The following is a 17,686-nucleotide window of genomic DNA, read 5'->3' as shown; positions in this document are numbered from 1 at the left end:
CTCGTTCTCGCTTCGCTCGGATTTTCATCGTTTTGCAAACGATTCAATTGGAGCCCGTATGACCCGTGGGCGCCCAGACCCTTCGGCGAATCGGCTTGAGCCCCAGTCGATGTTCGTCCAGGCACCACAGCGACACCCGAGGATGGAGACGCTCCGCCCTGTGGAGCGTCTCCGTTAGCCCTTTGCTTTGAAGTCGGCTTTGACCGTTTCATTACCTTTCACGTGACGGGGCCGGGGTTTTGCGGGGAGAACCCCGCTGCCCGCATAAATTCATAGGTGCGGCCCAGGTACACCGTCTTGCCACACTGTTCGAGCACCCACGTCTGTACGTCTTTGCCTGACCACACGATGCCCTGTTCAAAATCCTCGCGCAGACGGGCAGCGAACTGTTGCTGCTCCGCCTCGGTCAAGACCGTGGGTGCGCCCCGGTTGTCAGCCCGTCCATCTCCCAGACCGTCCAGTCCCAGGGTGTGATACCGACGCAAGACCTTGCGCGCACCCGAGACCGAATATTGAGTCAACGCCAACAGCTCGTGTTCACTTTTGCCTTCGGCAAGAAGCGCAAAAAACTGTGCTCTGCGCCGTTAGGCGGCGCAGGTGCTGGCCCGGAAGATGCTCCAGAAGTCAGCAGCAGAATGCTGAAGTTTGACGTAAGAAAAGAAGTATTTGATGCTCAGATTATGCACTTTTTAATCGGAGTCCGTATGGGTGCGACCGCGAGCGGTCGCACCCATGACATGAAGGCGCTGCGGCACTCCCATTTGATGACTCGGCTTCCCAGGCAGGTCCGAGTGTGGGGAGACCGTGGATACACCGGCATAGGGAAAGTCTATCCCGAGTGGGAGACCAGTGTGCCCGCCAAGCGCCCTAAAAAGGGCGAACTGAGCGATGAGCAACGCGAACTGAATCGGCTGATCTCAAAGGTTCGGATCACCGCCGAGAACACGATCAGCCGTGTCAAGAAATTCCGTGCCTGCAGGGAGTTTTTCAGGAACAAGCCCTCAAAACATGGTGTGATCTGGGGCTGTGTCGCTGGACTCGTTAACCTCCGCTGGCGAGCCCGCCAACCGACGGTTCTCTGAATCCAATGAAGTGGTAGGGGGGCGACGGTTCACCTCGCCCCCCGGCCCCTTCAGCTACTGCGCAACGGGTCTTCAGATAAATACGTGCTGGAGCCTGGGGCAGCAGATCCATTTGACAAGTTTTCCGACGTGAAGAAAGCCGTACAGCTGCTCACCCATTCAAGTGTCACGGGTTGAGCAAAGCCCCTCTTGCGCTTTCACGGACGCCCCAGCACCTGATATGTTGCCTGCGCGCGCACCTGACCATCTACCAGTAGGGTAAGGGTATGGGTGCCGGGGGCAGTGTTTGCAGTGAACTGTGCGGTGTACTGATGTTCCACTGTTGCAGGCGTTTCTGGCTCAGAGGTCGCGAGGTGTAGGAGGGGCGTCAGCTGACCGGTTTCGTCTCGCACCTCGATCTGAGTTGCAGGTACGTACAGCACGGTCCGCAGGGTCAGAATCTGAGCAGGAAGGGCGCTGTACGGGACCGCACGCAGAGTTGCGGCAGGCAGAGCAGGATCGACCAGCAATATGGCACGCTCGCTGCCGCTGTGGGTGCCGCGCTGGGCGACAACCTGAACTTCAGTGGTCTGCTGATCCGCAGCAAGTTTCACGGTGCCGCTCCAGATCCGGCCATCCAGGCTGGTGAGCGGCAGCGGCTCGCCCAGGCCTTCCAGGTGCACTGCGTCAGCAGCAGACTCAACCTCAGCGCGAACGGGTACTACAGCGCCCGGAGGCACAGGCTGCTGAGGCAGAGTCACACTGAGGGTCAGGTCCTCAGCACTCAGAGAAGTCAGGGTGGCTGCGCTCTCCAGCTGTAGGTTCTGGGTGATCAGTACGTGAGTAGCGTCCACAACCAGGCGAAACGGCTCAGGCGCACGGTACAATGCCGGATCAGCCTGCACACTGAGGTCGTACGTACCGAACCCCAGCCCTCCAGCGCGGTAAAATCCAGTTGCGTCGGTCAGAGCGTTGACGCTGCCCTCGGGACCATTCAGTTGTAGGGGGACGCCGGCCAACGGATGTCCAGTGTCATCAGTCAGCTGGCCCTGAACAGTACCAACCTGCTGCACTGGAATCGCAAGCGTCACGGTCTGCCGCAGCGGCACAGCTACTTCAGGGAGACTGGGGATCAGATACTGTGCAAGCACATCACCCTCCAGCTGAACGTTGTATTTGCCGGGTTTGAGTAGCGTACTTCCACTGCCGCGCTCATCGGTTGCCACGACCTGCTCGCCGACCATGAAGCGTGAGGCGATTCCTGCTTCGCCAGCATCCTGCACGCCATTCTTGTTGCCATCCAGAAAGGCGAGCAGCTGCAACGTCCCCGCATCGCGGCCGCCGAACAGGTTCACGACGGCGTCAGGCGTTTTAAAAGCCCCTGATGGCGTGAGATTGCCCCGCACCGAAACGCGCGTGCGTTCACCTGTGCGCTCCGCTTGAACACTGAGTTGCACCGAGGGAATCACCTGAACCCCTACCCGCGCACCGTAGGTAAACCCCTCATTTTGCGGGGCGCCCACGCCATACCCACCCAGCACTGCCGCCGACCAGCGGTCCGCGTTATAACCCACACTCGCCCGGACGGTCTGCGCGCTTCCCCCCTCCGTGTTGGAGAGCAGGTAATCGGCCGTTGCACTGACGCCACGTGCCGGCCGATACGCCGCGCTGAACGACAGAATGGTCTTCTTGGCATCGCTTTGCGCGCCCCCCGCCACACTAAATGCGCCATGTATGTAACCAGCACCCGCGCCGTACAGTAAACCCGCAGCGCCGCGGTAGCCCAGCGTTCCCCGTAGCAGCAGCGCTCCGCCTCCGGCCGGAAGCACGCCAGTGGCCTGTAAGACGCCATCTGCCACGCCCCCCTCATAGTTCAGCTGTCCGCTCACGAAGACATCAGCACTGCCCCAGCGCCACTCCTTGAGGGTACTGAGCTGCGCAGAGAAACGATCGCTGCCCGCGTTGGCCTGTAGGGTCACGCCGAAGGTAGGGTCCGGGCGGTAGCTCGCCGCGCCCGAAACGCCATAACGCCACACCCCCGCCGCGTTGCTAACGCTCAGGGCAGCATTAATGCCGAAGGGGAGCTGCTGACGGGAGCCAACGCGCACGTCAAGCTGCTGCGAGCGGCTGAGACTGTCGTATCGGTAATCCTGCTGGGCCAGTAGAATTTTATTTTCATAGTTAAGCCTCTGGCGCAGCGCCACGCCCCAGTCTGATCCAGCGTGCCGGACAGATACCTCCGCGCTGGGCAGCCAGGCACCCAGCTGGCGCCGCCAGCCCACATCCAGCGATGTGGTGCCTGCATCGACGAAACGGTGTGATGCGCTCAGGTAAAGCCCCGAGGTGTGCCCGAGCCGTCCCGCTACGCTGAAGCCGGCTGGTTGGCCGTTCTGGGCCGCCTCGCGGTACACGCCCACGCCGTAGCTGTAGTCGCCGCGCCCGTACTCGGCTTCCAGGCCCAGTTGCCGGAAGAAATTGCTACCCAGGGCCCTGACCGTCAGATCACCGCGGATGACCTGAACCGTGGCCCTGTCGATCATCTGTCCGTCTTCAGCGCGCCGCAGCGAGTAGCTGGCCGAGCCCCGAGCATAATCACTGAGATCGCCTCCCAGCGAGGCGTTGAACGTCCCCCCCCAGGTCCAGGTGGGGGCGTCCGGCTTGAGTGTCGGGGTGGCTGTTTCTGGTGTGTCGTTGCCGTCAGGCAGACCAGGTAAGGTAGGCACGCTGCCGGGCAGATCCGGAATCCCGGTCTCAGGTGTCCCAGTGCTTTTGGGGGCCGAGTTCCAGTTCACTTGCGGGGCCAGCGCCGCACTCCAGTTCAGCTGCGGCCCTCCGCCCTCCACCTGCCCGTTATTAATGCTTAACACCAACAGACTGTCGCGCGTCAGTCCTGGTTCTACAGTACTGAGGGCCGTGAGCCGGACCGTATCGGCGTTGCCCAGGCTGCGCTGGGTATAGGCCAGTTGCACCTCGGCGCTCTCGCCCGGCGCAAGGGTCACCTGTTCGGTTGAGACAGTAGCGCTGCCCTCCACGCGCAGCCGCAGCGTATCGGTGGCATTGCCGGTATTGGTGATACGGGCCGTGTACTTACGCCCCTCGCCGGGCCGTAGACGATCAGTGGCGGGCAGCACGACCACGAAGTCGGGATGCGCGGCAACAGTAACCGTGAGAGGCACCGACACCACCACTCCATCCGTGGTTCGCAACGTAAAGGTCAGGGGCCGCGGCCCGGCCGCCGCACCTTCAGACAGATGAAGGGCCACTACCGCCACGCCGTCCGTGCCAGACGTCTCGGTGGTCAGCAGGGACCAGCCTGGGGGCAGCGCCGCCTGTACTGTGTAGCTGACTGCAACAGGCACCTGCAGCGGCAGAGTCAGGAAGTCACCGGGTTCGGCGACCTGTATAGAAGTTTTGCCCGGTTGATTCTGGTTTGACGGCGTATTTGACGGCGCTTGAGGTGCTGGGGATTGCCCGGCCTGTCCCGGGTCTTGCTGGGCGTAGGCTGTGCCCCAGACCGTCAAACCGTGTGGCGAGCCGGCGGCCAGGAGCGCCGTCAGCAGCAGAGGACGTGCTGCAGAGTGGGCCATCTCACCATGTCCTGGCCGACAAGGAGGACAAGGATTGTGGCGGCTGCGGCTCAATCATCATGATCAGGACCAGCTGGCGCTCGCCTGCGGTCTCGTCACCTTCCAGCCGCAGCCGCAGCGCGATGTCATACGTGGCCTGACCGCTGGCTGGAACCAGGGCAATAGCCTGCACCGTACCAACGCGCTGCCACGGACCGCCATTGACGCTGTATTCCACCCGATCAGTGGGCAAGGCCGGCCCACTGATCGGCAGCAGCGACATGGCGCGCAACACCAGCGCGGCATTTTGCACCTGGGTGGACACTGTCAGGCGCAACGGCCTGACCGGATCACGCACGGGATAATATGCAGGATTGTCTCTGGAGAATGCGCCCAGCGGCGGGTATTCTGGCCCTCCAGGTGCGCCGGGTTGAAAGGCCACGCGGAGGCTGAAGCGCTGGTTATCCAGCAGCACAATGTCCTGAGACGCTGTGGTCTGGGCGGCGGCGGGGAATGTCAGCGCCAGCAGCAGCGCTATGCTGGCCAGCGCACGCATCACTTCACCACCAGACGCGTCTGGCCGGTAAAGACTTTGCCCTTGGCGTATTGCAGGGCCAGCAGCACCTGATACTCGCCGGCCTTGAGGCTTGCCGGAGCCTCCCCACTGAAGGCGCGGGTGTAGCCAGGAAGCGCCACACTTTCCCCAATGGGCAGCGTGGCGACAATCTGCCCACTGGCATCCACCACCTGAGCGCGTCCAGCGGCACGCAGCAGTGCACTGCCGGTGTTCTTGATGCTGGCGCTGATGTTCAGCTGGCCGTTGGCGTACTCGGCCCCAATGGTGCTGAGGCTGGCGTCCAGGGTAGGTGTGCCCACCTGCACGTAAATGATCTGGCCCACGTCAATGTTGTACGTCACCGTGACGCCGTTGGCCGGGCTGGGTGGGGCTGCCGGGGCGGCGCTGGCCACGCTGCTGGCCGTGTCACTTTTAAAGAACAGCACGCCCCAGTACAGCCCTGGCGCGGTTCCGGCAGGCACCTGCACAGTGTAGCGAACCTGCTGCTTTTGTCCGGCGTCCAGCGTGAATTCCGGAGGCGTGAACTGAAGCCATTTAGAGAGGCTATTGCGGGTGCTGCCTGCGCCCAGAAACTGCACGTCGCCGCTGGCGGGAAATACGAAATCGCGCAGGTAAGTGCTGACCTTCATGGCGCTGTCGTTCCTGGTGCCGGGATTGGTAACCGTGACGGCGTGGTTCACGCTGGCGCCGGGCTGAACACTCAGTTCCACGCGTGAAACGTCCACGCTGACACCGGTCGCGGCCAGGGCAGAGGGACAGAGCAGCGAGAAGGCCAGCAACCGGTAGGCCGCGCGGTAACCAGAGCGATGGGGGGCGTGCAGCATGGGGGTGTCCTCCAGAAAAGAAGCGATGCGGGGCGTCAGGGGCGTGCGGACAAAGCAAAAGAGATTCTTATGTTAGGAACAAGCTGCCGGATGCGCTGGCCCTGGGTGGCCCCAGACGGGGAGCCGAAGTTGAACCCACAGGACGTCCAGACAAAGCACCCGTAAAAAGTAAGGAGGAACGTGGCACACCCCGCGACACGTTCCCAGAAACAACGCGATTCAGACCGCTTGCGGGGAAAGCGGCTCCTGCACAGGACCAGCCCGTGGACAGGATTGAAAGGAGCGTGGGGACAGGTGCGGCTTTCCGCTTGGGTCCTGTCCCGGCAGCGTTTAGAAGGTTCCGGTCAACGTGAAGACCACATCGGCAGTCTTTGACCCGGCGGTTTCGTTCCCGTCGAAAACCAGGGCTTCGAGGATGTAATCGTCCAGCCAGCCACCGGTAGTCTTGCCCATGCCTGCCTCGGTGTTCGTGAAAGAGAGCGTTTTGTAGGCAGCGGGGTTTGCAGCTGCGTTGTACAGCGTTTCAACCTTGCGGAAGGTGGTTCCCGCCACGCGGTCACCCACGATCAGGGTCGGGAAGCCGGCGGTGACGCCAGGATTGACCCTGATGCTGACATTCCAGCCATTGGCACCGTTGGAGAACTTCTCCACAACCTTGCGGTTGAAGCACACAATTGGCCCTTTCCAGCTGACCGTATTGTTGGTACCGGTGGCGTACTCGATGCCAGGGTACCTGGGGGCCGGGATCATTTGGCTGTTGAAGCTGCTGTTCCAAGAGAAGATACCCGCGAAGGAGTAGGCATTTCTAGTGTTTGGGGTGCCGTCACCGGTCCAGGCCGTACCACTGTGACTCATGAAAGCGGAGATGTCATCCAGAGTGTCGCGGCCCGTAGTGATGCTGTGACCGCCTGCCCGGTAGCAGTTCGCCTTGACTGCGTCATCGTCGCCCAGATTCAGGCTCCAAGTCTTCTCGTGCAGGTGCATCGCAACAACTTTTGGAATAGTGATTTCAATCCTCTCGGTTAGGCTGCTCGAGCCGCCTCCTGAGGTAATGTTGACCGAATCATTGGCGGGGGGTGTTGGAGTTGGGCAATGAGACCCACAGCCGGGGGGAGTACCGAAGGATTGGACTTCAGGTGCCGCGCCCTGGGCACCCGCCACTCCTGCTGCCGTCACAACCACTGCACTCAGAATCCAGACTTTTTTCATGGTGACCCTCCAATCGTGAATGGGGCGATGTGCCGAACATCGGAGCGAAAGTGCTCCGCTGCTGTAGACAAAGTACCTGGGGGGACGTTAAGGCCAGGTTAATAAATGTGAGTCATGTTAATTAAACGTGGCATATCAATAAATGCGTTTAAGGGAAAATCGTAACGTTTATTGCGGCAATGAAAAGATGAGAGTCACCTCAAATTGGCTCTCACCCCAGTCGATTAGTTCGCCTTTTACTTCGTAATGTGCGTGCCAGCCGCCTAATTGCCGTGTCTCATGGTACTCGGCCATGCTCCTACAGGTGGGCCTATCGGAACGATTAACGTTTATGGGTCAGATACCAATAGATATTAACGTTCTCACAACCAGCATCTGAACCCGCACTCTCAGCGTTCTTTCATCATTTTTACATAGGTCTGAGACAGATCGCAGACGGGGCATGAGAAGCCTGGCTGCTGTTTAAGGGCATCCAGCCTCAGCGCCTCAGAGACGTCTTCACACCAGTTCAGGGCAGCGGCGCGGCCTCGGTGCTTTCCACCTGCGCCGCCTGGATCGCGGTCAACGCAATGGTGTACACGATGTCGTCCACCAGCGCTCCGCGTGACAGGTCATTGACCGGCTTACGCAGACCCTGAAGCATTGGCCCCACCGCCACTACGCCCGCCGCCCGCTGCACGGCCTTGTAGGTGGTGTTCCCGGTGTTCAGGTCCGGGAAGATGAATACGGTGGCGCGGCCGGCCACCGGGCTGTCCGGGGCCTTCTGGCGGCCCACGCTCAGCACACTGGCAGCGTCGTACTGCATCGGGCCGTCCACCATCAGGTCCGGGCGGCGCTCCCGGACCAGCGCGGTCGCCACGCGCACCTTTTCCACGTCCTCGCCGCTGCCGCTCTCGCCGGTGCTGTACGACAGCATGGCAATGCGCGGCGTGATACCGAAGGCCAGGGCGCTGTCGGCGCTCTGGATGGCAATGTCGGCCAGTTCCTCGGCGTTGGGGTTGGGGTTGATGGCCGCGTCGCCGTAGACCAGCACCTGCTCGGGCATCAGCATGAAGAAAACCGAGCTGATCAGCGCCGCGCCGGGGGCGGTTTTGATCAGCTGCATGGCCGGACGCACGGTGTTGGCGGTGGTGTGCACCGCGCCCGACACCAGCCCGTCCACCTCGCCCTGGGCCAGCATCATGGTGCCCAGCACCACCGTATCTTCCAGCTGCGCCTCGGCCTGTGGTGCGGTCAGCCCCTTGCTTTTGCGCAGCTCCACCATCGGGGCCACGTACTGGGCACGGATGCTGTCTGGATCGATAATTTCCAGTTCCGGCGGCAGGGCCAGGGCCAGCCCGTCGGCCACCTGCCGCACCCGCTCGGGCGGGGCCAGCAGCACCGGGCGGGCAATGCCCTTTTCGACGCAGCGGATGGCGGCCCGGATGGTGCGCGGCTCGTCGCCCTCGGGCAGCACGATACGCTTGTTCGCGGCGCGGGCGCGCACAATCAGCTCGTAGCGAAAGGCGCTGGGCGGCAACCGGCGCTCGCCCACCACGTCCGGCGTGCGGATGCGCGTTCGCAGCGCGGCCAGGTCCAGCCGGTCCGCAATGAAATCCAGCAGGCCCTCCATGCGCTCGGTGTCGTCGTGCGGCACGCGGGCGTCCATGCGCGACAGCAGCGAGGCGGTGTGAAAGGAATTGGTCTGCACGCGCATCACCGGCAACGTCGAGGTCAGCGACGTCCGGCACAGCCTTTCTATGCTGTCTTCCGGCGCACTGCCCGAGGTGTACATCAGGCCAGCCAGCGGCACGCCGCTGAGGTGCGAGAGCGCGGCGGCCATGATCACGTCCTCGCGGTCACCGGGGGTGACCACCAGCGCGCCGGGCACGAACAGGTGCGCCATGCGCGGCACGGTGCGGGCCGTGACCACCGTGCTGCTGACCCGCCGGTGCCCGGCCTCGCCCTCGTTCAGCACCTCGGCGTTCAGATAGCGGGCCACGTCCAGCGTGCGCGGGGCGGCCAGCGCCGGGGACTGCGCCACCACGCCCAGCAGCGGCAGTTCCCCGCTGGCCAGCAGGGGACTGCGCGCCCGCAGTTCGGCCATCAGGCCGCCGAAGTCCAGCTCACGCGGGGCGAAGTTCAGCACGTAGCCCGACAGGCCGGTGCCGTCGCTGCGGCGGTAATTCTGCGCGGCGATTTCCAGCTCATCGGCCAGTTCGCCCGCCGTTACGCCGCTCAGGCTGGACACCAGCACGGTGCTGGCCTGCAGATTGCGCGCCAGACTGGCGTTCAGTGCCCCCGCGTACACGTTGCGCTCGGTCAGGGCCAGGCCCTCGGCGATCAGCACGTCCGCGCCGCCGCCGTCGGTGGCCGCCCGCACCAGGGCGATCACGTTCTCCATCAGCTCCTCTTCCGCGCCGTGGCTCAGCTGCTCCTCGGCCTCTGCCAGCGGGACCGGATCGGGGGTCTTGAGGTGCGCCAGCGCGCGGGCAAAATGCACGCTGTCGTCGGTGGCGCTCTCATGCGTCTGGGCGATGGGCTTGAGAAACGCGACTTTCAGGCCCTGCCGTTCCAGCGCACGGGTCAGGCCCAGCGCTGTGCTGGACAGGCCCACGGCGTTGCGGGTGGGGGCGATGAAGAGGGTTTTCATGGTGGCTCCTTCAGAGGGGGGTTCGGGGGAAAATGCAGGCGCTCATTGGGCCGTTGGCGTCAGGAGCCCGGCCGTTTCGCGGGCAATCATCCATTCCTCGTTGGTGTTGACCACCAGGGCCGGAAGGCGGTCCGGAGCGCCGATGGAACCGCCCTGACCGTGAACCGCCGCCGCGTTGGCCGCCACGTCCAGCTCAAGACCCAGAAAGGGCAGACGGGCCAGCGTCGCCGCCCGCACGGAAGCGCTGTTCTCGCCGATACCCCCGGTAAAGACCACGCCGTCCACCCGGCCCAGCGCCACGGCCATGGAGGCCATGCCCTGCGCCAGCCGGTAGGCGAAGATCTCCACCGCCAGCCGCGCCCCGACGTGACCGCGCGCCGCCGCCTCCTCCAGTTCGCGCATGTCGTTGGTCAGGCCCGACAGGGCCAGCAGGCCACTCTCGCGGTTCAGGGCCGCCGTGATCTGGGTCAGGGTCAGGCCCGAGACGCGGGCCAGATAGTCGTGCAGGCCGGGATCGACGTCGCCGCTGCGGGTGCCCATGACCAGTCCTTCCAGCGGGGTCAGGCCCATGCTGGTGCCCACGCTGCGCCCGCCCGCCACCGCGCAGACGCTGCAGCCGTTGCCCAGGTGCGCGGTGATCAGGTTCAGCCCGGAGAGCGGGCGGCCCAGCATCCGCGCCGCTTCGCCGGCGACAAACGAGTGGCTGATGCCGTGAAAGCCGTAGCGCCGGACGCCGTGCTGCGTGAACCACGCCTCCGGCACGGCGTAGCGGTAGGCGACTTCGGGCAGGGTCTGGTGAAAGGCAGTGTCGAACACGGCCACCTGCGGCAGCTCCGGAAAGGCGTTCATGGCCGCTTCGATGCCCGCGATGTTGGCCGGGTTGTGCAGCGGGGCCAGCGGCACGCAGTCGCGGATGGCCCCCAGCACCTCGGGCGTGATGGTGGCGGGGGCGCTGAAGCGGCTGCCGCCGTGGACGACGCGGTGGCCCACCGCCCGCACTTCTGATCGCAGCCCCAGGGTCTCCAGTTCGGCCAGCACCAGCCGCATGGCCTCGGCGTAGCTGCCGCCGTTCAGGGCGTGGGTCTGGCGCCTGCCCCCCTCTCCCGGACCGGCCACGTCCAGCCGCATGGACGCTGCCTCTGCGCCCAGCCGTTCGGCCAGCCCCGAGAGCCGCGTTTCGCCCGAGGCCGGGTCAAGGACGGCGAATTTCAGGCTGCTGCTGCCGCTGTTGAGAACCAGGGTCCACATATGGGCGCATTCTCTCAGACGCGGGGCGCGGCACGCTGGAGCCGCTAGGTTTTCTTCAGGTGTGGGCGCACGTGGCCTGACAACCGGAGCTTTTCTCTATCGCCCGGGAAACGCTGGGAAAGCGGGACAGGCGCTCCGTCCTATTCTCCCCTCAGGCACGGCTGCCGCTCCGCGCCGGGCCGCCGGGCACATGTGGCTGCCGCTGCGATCATTTTCGGGATATCGCCGCCGCCGCGTTCCAGCAGGGCCAGGAACTCCGGCACCAGCGTCGCGTAGGCAGCCACCGCGCCCAGCGAGGCGTTGTTGGCCCCGCGCGCGAACCAGCCGTCGTAGCCGCCGTAGCCGCCCCAGCCTGCTTTCAGCTCGGCGTAGCGGTTATGCAGGGTCTGAAGAATCACTGCCTTGCGGCTCTGGAGCTCGGTGGCCGGCCGGTTCTGGGCATACAGGCCTTCCAGCTCGCCGCGCGTCTGAAGCAGCAGCTTCTGGAACCCCGCCGCCCTGTCCTGTGCCAGCCGGTCTGCCCTGGCCAGTTCGGGGGTGCCGTACGCGGCCAGCCAGCGCCGCATCCCGGCCTCCTCTACGGCGGTGGCGAAAGATTCGTTGAACACGGTGTCGTCCTTGACGTACAGCGCCGGGTGCGCCAGTTCGTGGATCACGGTGCGAATCAGGCTGGCGTCGGAGGAAGAGAGCATGGTGGACAGCACCGGGTCGTTCAGGTAGCCCAGCGTGCTGTAGGCGCCCACCCCCCCCACGCTCACGTCGTCGCCTGCCGCCCGGCGCGTGTCGGCGTAGGCCCGCGCGTCGGCCTCGTGGAAGTAGCCCCGGTAGGTCACGCAGCCCGCAATGGGAAAACAGGAGGTCCGCAGGCGGACGCTGTCGGGGGGCGCGGAGAACACGTTCCAGACCACGGCGGGCCGCCCCACGTCCACGTATTTCAGGAAGGCGCCGTGGTCCGGCAGACCCAGTTCACCCACGGCAAAGGCCCGTACCCGCCCCAGCAGTTCCAGCTTGCGGCGCAGCTCCGCGTCGGTGGCAGGATCCGCCAGCACGGCGGCAATGGGCCGCGCCCGCCGCAGCAGGTCCAGCTGTCCCCCCGCCGCCTGCGCCAGATAGCGCACGTCCGAGCAGGCCGACAGGGCCACCGCCAGCGCCACAACCCCGGCCAGCAGCAGCGCGGCTCTAGCGGGCCGCACTGTCCACCCCACGGGCCGCCCAGCCCACCTCACGAACGGACGCGGGGCGCCCCAGGACGCCAGCGTTGCCCACGGTCACCACGTCATGTTCGGCCGCCATACCGGCATGGTAGCGGGGAAGGTGGCCCAGGAATGGAATTGGCAGGGCCGCCCCTCCCCGCTTCAGACCCGTTCGCGTGAATACGGTTTGTAGCCTGGAGGGGTCCCGGTTTCCTCGCTGAACAGCGCGGTGGTCAGGTAGCGCGCCCCGGTGTCGCAGGCGATGGTTGCCACCCGTTTGCCTGCGCCCAGCTCACGGGCCACCTGCAGGGAGGCCCAGGCGTTGGCCCCGCTGCTCATGCCCACAAAGACCCCCTCCTCCTGGGCCAGACGGCGGGCCAGCGGGTAGGCATCCTCCTCCCAGACCTGTATCACGCGGTCAATGATGCTCCGGTCCAGGTTGTCCGGAATGAAGCCTGGCCCCATGCCCTGAAAGCCGTGCTCGCCACGCTCGCCGCCGCTCAGGACGTTGCTGCGCGCCGGTTCCACGGCCACCACCTGAAGGTCCGGGTTCTGGGCCTTCAGAAACCGCCCCACGCCGCTGATGGTGCCTCCTGTCCCGCTGCCGTACACGAAGGTGTCGATGCGTCCGTCCATCTGCTGCCACAGCTCGGGACCGGTGGTGCGCTCGTGGACGGCCGGGTTGGCCGGATTGGTAAACTGGCCCATCACCACCGCTCCGGTTTCCTCGGCGATGCGCCCGGCCTCCTCGATGGCGGCCAGCATGCGGCGGGCCGGATCGGTCAGCACCAGTTCCGCACCGTAGGCCTTGAGGGTGCGCTTGCGCTCCTCGGACATCTGGGCAGGCATGCACAGAATCAGCCGGTATCCCTTGGCCGCCGCCACCTGCGCCAGCCCCACCCCGGTGTTGCCGCTGGTCGGCTCCACGATGGTGCCGCCGGGTTTCAGGCGGCCGCTGCGCTCGGCGTCCTCGACCAGCCCCAGCGCGGTGCGGTCCTTGATGCTGCCGCCAGGGTTCTGGCCCTCCAGTTTCACGAACACGTCGGCCATGCCGGGCTCCGTGACCCGTTGCAATTGCACCAGCGGCGTGTTGCCAATCAGCGTCTCAACCATGCCCGCCAGCATAGGCCCGCCGCAGGTCAGGCACGGGGCCGCAACTCGCAAAGTGCGGCCCACCGCCCACGCTGCGTCCAGCAAACGCCGCCCGGTCACAGGGACGGGGCGGCGCAGGGGACAGGATCACCGGGAACACAACAGGTGTTCAGTTCGTCAGCCCTGGGATTTGGGATCGGTGGACAGGCCGGAGGGCGTGTTCTGCGGCCCCGTTTCGTTCTGGCTGTCCAGCGCTCCGCGGCCATGCTCGGCGGGACGGCTGGCCAGTGGGTCAATATGCGCCGTCTCGGTGCTGACGCTGTCCAGCAGAATGTCCAGCACGTCGCCCTGGGTGGCCAGTTGCACGGCCTTGTGGGTCACGATCTCGCCCAGGTTCAGAATGATGCTGTCGTCCGGGGCCAGGATCACCCGGTTGACCGGGCGGCCCAGGGCGTCCTTGATGCGCTGCTCGCGCATGGCCTGCTGGCGCTCGTCCATCGCCGTCTCGGCGTCCTCGCGGCGCTCGCCCAGCCAGCCCTTGGCCCGGTCCAGCAGGTTGCTGGCGCCGCTGGAGACGTTTTCCAGGCCGCCGGCCAGGGCAGCGCGGGTGTCGGTGCCGCCGGACTGGCCGGACTGGTCTGAACGAACGCCAGTGGCCGCCAGCAACCTGTCCTCAACGCCCAGGTGCCGGGCACGCTCCACGATGGCCGCCGTGACGATCTGGCCCTGCGCTGCCACCAGGCTGCCGCTGGGGCCGCGCACTTCAGTCCTCGCGCGGCGGCCAATGGCGGCCTCGGGGCTGGTGGGGTCCACCGGGGCCGCGTTGTCGCCGCTCCCACGCAGGCCCTGCATGCCGCCCGCAAAGGCTCCGCCGGTGGCGGCGGCGGTCAGCGCGCCCAGCTTGCCGGTCTGCTCGGCGCGGTCCGCCTGATAGCTGGTGATCACGCCGCCTTTGTAGACAATGGTCTCGCCCGCATCGGTGGTGACGTCCGAGCTGGCCGTCTTGCCGACCACGTAGGCCTTCTGGCGCTCGGCGGTGGCGCCGCGCATGTCTTCGAAGCCGCCCTGCACGCGCTCGCGGGCGTCGCCATAGGTGGCGACAATCACGCCGCCGGTGGCGCTGGTGGCCAGCGCAGTCAGCTTGCCGTCCTTCTCTGCGCGGTCGGCCTGCTCGGCGGTGATGATCTGGCCTTTGGTGACGATGGTGGAGCCGTCCTCGGCCAGCAGGTCACTCCCGGCCTCCTTGCCCACCACGTACTCTTTCTGGCGCTCCTTGGACGCGTCGGCGACGTTGCCGTAGGCGTCCGAGATTGCCCCGCCCGTCGCGGTGGTGGCCAGCGCGGTCAGCCGGCCGTGCTGCTCGGCCAGATCGGCCTGCTCGGCGGTGATGGTGTCGCCCTTGGACACAATGACGCTGCCATCTTCCAGCGTGACGTCGCCGCCCGCCGTCTTACCGATGGCGAATTCCTTCTGGCGCTCCTTGGTGGCCTCGGCGATGTTCTCGTAAGCCTCCTTGATCGAGCTGCCGGCGGTGCCCAGCGCGCCCTTGAGGCCGCCCGGCTCCTGCTCGTGCATGGCGTTCGCCACCGACACCGGCACGATGGCCGCGTGCTCGCCGATCTGCACGTTTTCCGGGGCTGGCACGAAGGTCCGCCCGTTGCTCAGGTCCGAGAACACGCCGCCGGTGGCCTCGTAACCTTCCACCTTGCCGGTCTTCTCGTCGAAATACACGTCGGCGATCTTGCCCAGGTCCTGTCCGTCGGTGGTCAGCAGCGTCATGCCGATCAGACTGATCTTGCTGTCCAGCACGTCGGCCAGCCGGTCATCGTCACGGGTGGTGGTCACGTGGTCCGCCGAGTCGATCATGATGGCGTCCTCGCCGATGGCGCGGATCATCTCGAAGGGCACGACCTTGGCCGCGCGGAACCAGCCGCCCTCGTCGACCAGCAGCCCCAGCACCTCGTTGGCCTGGTGATCGAAGATCAGGTCATGCACGCTGTCGATGCGCTGGCCGGAATCAATGGCGACGATGTGCCGCCCCAGAATGTCTTTGCCTTTAATCATGGGTCACGCTCCAGTGGTGGGGGTGTGCGGGGGGGACCAGCGCCAGGGCGGTCAGATCACGCCCAGATCGAGGATGCCCTGCGGCTTCAGGTACAGAAAATACGCCAGCAGGAAGATGACGATCAGGATCAGCAGGATCAGGAACCAGATGCCGCCGCCGCCCCCACGGTTGCCTTTGAGTCGGGTCATGGTGCCTCCGTCTGAAAGTCTAGAGATGAACCCCGGGTCAGTGATGCCCAGGAGGCTCAGCGGCGCTTGTCTTAATCTTGTTGAGGTCTTTACTAATGTTAATGTGCCGCGTCCTACCGCTTGCAGCGTGTACTGACAACAGCCATCCGTAGGCCGCACTTCTTGCCGGTTGTGATGCATGGGGCCTGCGCCGCCGTGGCTGCGGGACCCGTCTGGGCTTTGTTCGGGGCTGCAGAGACGCCACTGCGGCCCCGCAGGCCACCCCCGGTTTAGACAGGCCCTGTCTCCGCGCCACAGACAGTGGCTTCACATCTGGCCCGAGTTTGCGTAGAATGAAAATCAAGTTCACCAGACGAAAGCCAAGGTCAGCTCCCAGCCGACCGCTCCGGCGGCTCTCGTCCAGGCCATCACCGTTCCACAATCCATGGCACTTTTCACCTCTCTTTCCCTATAAGGAGCACCCATGAGCGACGCCGCGACCACAGCAGGTTTGCAGATTCACGCCCCCGTCAGTGAGCCGCAGCGCGAGATCCTGTCGCCGGAGGCGCTGGCCTTTGTGACGGAGCTGCACCACCGCTTCGAGCCGCGCCGCCGCGAGCTGATGGGGGCGCGCGAGGCCCGTCAGGCCCGTCTGGACGCCGGGGAGCTGCCCGACTTCCTGCCCGAGACCCGTGAAATCCGCGAGGGTGAGTGGAAGATCTCACCGCTGCCGCAGGACCTGCAGGACCGCCGCGTGGAGATCACCGGGCCGGTGGAGCGCAAGATGATCATCAATGCGCTGAACAGCGGGGCGCGGGTGTTCATGGCCGACTTCGAGGACGCCAGCAGCCCCACCTGGGACAACATGGTGGACGGCCAGCGCAATCTGCGCGACGCGGTGCGCCGGACGATCACGCTGGACCAGAACGGCAAGTCCTACAAACTCAACGAGAAAACGGCGGTGCTGCTGGCCCGTCCGCGCGGCTGGCACCTGCCCGAGAAGCACGTCACGGTGGACGGCGAAACTCTGTTCGGCGCGTTCTTCGACTTCGGACTGTACGCCTTCCACAACGCGGCGGAACTCCTGAAGCGCGGCAGCGGCCCGTACTTTTACCTGCCCAAGCTGGAATCGCACCTGGAAGCCCGGCTGTGGAACGACGTGTTCACCTATGCCGAGGAGGCGCTGGGCATCCCGCACGGCAGCATCAAGGGCACGGTGCTGATCGAGACCATTCTGGCCACCTTCGAGATGGACGAGATCCTGTACGAACTGCGCGAGCACTCGGCGGGCCTGAACTGCGGACGCTGGGACTACATCTTTTCCTACATCAAGAAGTTCCGCGAGCAGGGTGACCGCGTGCTGCCGGACCGCGCCAAGGTCAGCATGGCCGTGCCGATGATGAGCAACTACAGCAAACTGGCAATCCAGACCTGCCACCGGCGCGGCGCCCCCTCGATTGGCGGTATGAGCGCCTTCATTCCGGTCAAGAACGACCCGGAAGCCAATGAGAAGGCCTTCGCGCAGGTGCGGGCCGATAAGGAGCGCGAGGCCACCAACGGCCACGACGGCACCTGGGTGGCGCACCCCGGCATGGTGGAATTGGCCACCGAGGTGTTTGACCGCCTGATGCCCACGCCCAACCAGATCGGCAGCGACAAGCAGATGGACCTGCAGATCACGGCGGCTGACCTGCTGACCCCGCCCGAGGGCACCGTCACCGAGCAGGGGGTCCGCACTAACATCAACGTGGGCATCCAATACCTCGCGGCGTGGCTGCGCGGCAGCGGCGCGGTGCCCATCCACAACCTGATGGAAGACGCCGCCACCGCCGAGATCAGCCGGGCGCAGCTGTGGCAGTGGCGCAAGCAGGGCGTGACGCTGGAAGACGGGCGCACCCTGAGCCCGGAACTGTTCGAGCAGCTGTACGCCGACGAGGCCGGAAAACTGGGCGGCGAGTACGCGGACGCGGGTAAGCTGTTCAAGGACATGGCCACCCGCACCCCGCTGGCCGACTTCCTGACGCTGCCCGGCTACGAGCAGCTGGCCTGAGA

Annotated in this window: 13 protein-coding genes; 2 read left to right on the top strand and 11 right to left on the bottom strand. The window is 65.3% G+C overall.

From position 1 onward, the window contains the following. Positions 1-218: 218 nt before the first annotated feature. Positions 219-521 (bottom strand): winged helix-turn-helix domain-containing protein, encoded by a 303-nt coding sequence (locus tag IEY31_RS07900; protein WP_188970640.1) that lies wholly within the window; start codon positions 519-521, stop codon positions 219-221. Positions 522-635: 114 nt separating this feature from the next. Between IEY31_RS07900 and IEY31_RS07895 the strand changes: the two genes are divergently transcribed. Next, entirely contained in the window at positions 636-1,082 is a 447-nt protein-coding gene (locus tag IEY31_RS07895; protein WP_268238932.1) for a transposase family protein, read from the top strand. 197 nt (positions 1,083-1,279) lie between these two features. On the opposite strand, the gene IEY31_RS07890 is transcribed toward IEY31_RS07895, so the two are convergent. The 10 genes from IEY31_RS07890 to IEY31_RS07845 form a co-directional block, all read right to left on the bottom strand. Beyond that, entirely contained in the window at positions 1,280-4,420 is a 3,141-nt protein-coding gene (locus tag IEY31_RS07890; protein WP_188970636.1) for a hypothetical protein, read from the bottom strand. A 229-nt stretch (positions 4,421-4,649) separates the two neighbouring features. Next, entirely contained in the window at positions 4,650-5,102 is a 453-nt protein-coding gene (locus IEY31_RS07885) for a hypothetical protein (RefSeq protein ID WP_188970634.1), read from the bottom strand. A gap of 80 nt (positions 5,103-5,182) precedes the next feature. After that, positions 5,183-6,028 (bottom strand): hypothetical protein, encoded by an 846-nt coding sequence (locus IEY31_RS07880; protein ID WP_188970632.1) that lies wholly within the window; start codon positions 6,026-6,028, stop codon positions 5,183-5,185. Between the two features lie 330 nt (positions 6,029-6,358). Further along, the gene (locus IEY31_RS07875) at positions 6,359-7,237 is read right to left on the bottom strand and encodes a hypothetical protein (protein WP_188970630.1); all 879 of its coding nucleotides are present in this window, start codon (positions 7,235-7,237) and stop codon (positions 6,359-6,361) included. A gap of 508 nt (positions 7,238-7,745) precedes the next feature. Next, positions 7,746-9,869 (bottom strand): phosphate acetyltransferase, encoded by a 2,124-nt coding sequence (gene pta / locus IEY31_RS07870; protein ID WP_188970628.1) that lies wholly within the window; start codon positions 9,867-9,869, stop codon positions 7,746-7,748. A gap of 42 nt (positions 9,870-9,911) precedes the next feature. Then, on the bottom strand, positions 9,912-11,117 hold the full coding sequence (locus tag IEY31_RS07865; protein ID WP_188970626.1) for an acetate kinase: 1,206 nt from the start codon (positions 11,115-11,117) through the stop codon (positions 9,912-9,914). Between the two features lie 140 nt (positions 11,118-11,257). Continuing rightward, positions 11,258-12,310, bottom strand: a complete 1,053-nt coding sequence (locus IEY31_RS07860; RefSeq protein WP_188970624.1) for an aminopeptidase — start codon at positions 12,308-12,310, stop codon at positions 11,258-11,260. Between the two features lie 162 nt (positions 12,311-12,472). Then, positions 12,473-13,423, bottom strand: coding sequence for a cysteine synthase A (gene cysK / locus IEY31_RS07855; protein ID WP_188970622.1), 951 nt, complete (start codon positions 13,421-13,423; stop codon positions 12,473-12,475). A 156-nt stretch (positions 13,424-13,579) separates the two neighbouring features. Then, positions 13,580-15,466: a PRC-barrel domain-containing protein gene (locus IEY31_RS07850; protein ID WP_188970620.1), complete on the bottom strand. Its 1,887-nt coding sequence runs from the start codon at positions 15,464-15,466 to the stop codon at positions 13,580-13,582. A 51-nt stretch (positions 15,467-15,517) separates the two neighbouring features. Next, positions 15,518-15,655, bottom strand: a complete 138-nt coding sequence (locus IEY31_RS07845) for a hypothetical protein (RefSeq protein WP_188970618.1) — start codon at positions 15,653-15,655, stop codon at positions 15,518-15,520. Between the two features lie 463 nt (positions 15,656-16,118). On the opposite strand from IEY31_RS07845, the gene aceB reads away from it, so the two are divergent. After that, positions 16,119-17,684, top strand: coding sequence for a malate synthase A (gene aceB, locus IEY31_RS07840; RefSeq protein WP_188970616.1), 1,566 nt, complete (start codon positions 16,119-16,121; stop codon positions 17,682-17,684). The last annotated feature ends 2 nt before the right edge of the window (positions 17,685-17,686 follow it).

Origin of the sequence: Deinococcus aerolatus, from assembly GCF_014647055.1 — a bacterium.
Lineage (GTDB): Bacteria > Deinococcota > Deinococci > Deinococcales > Deinococcaceae > Deinococcus > Deinococcus aerolatus.
The sequence above is the reverse complement of the archived record's forward strand: the minus strand, read 5'-3'. Positions and strand labels throughout refer to the sequence as shown.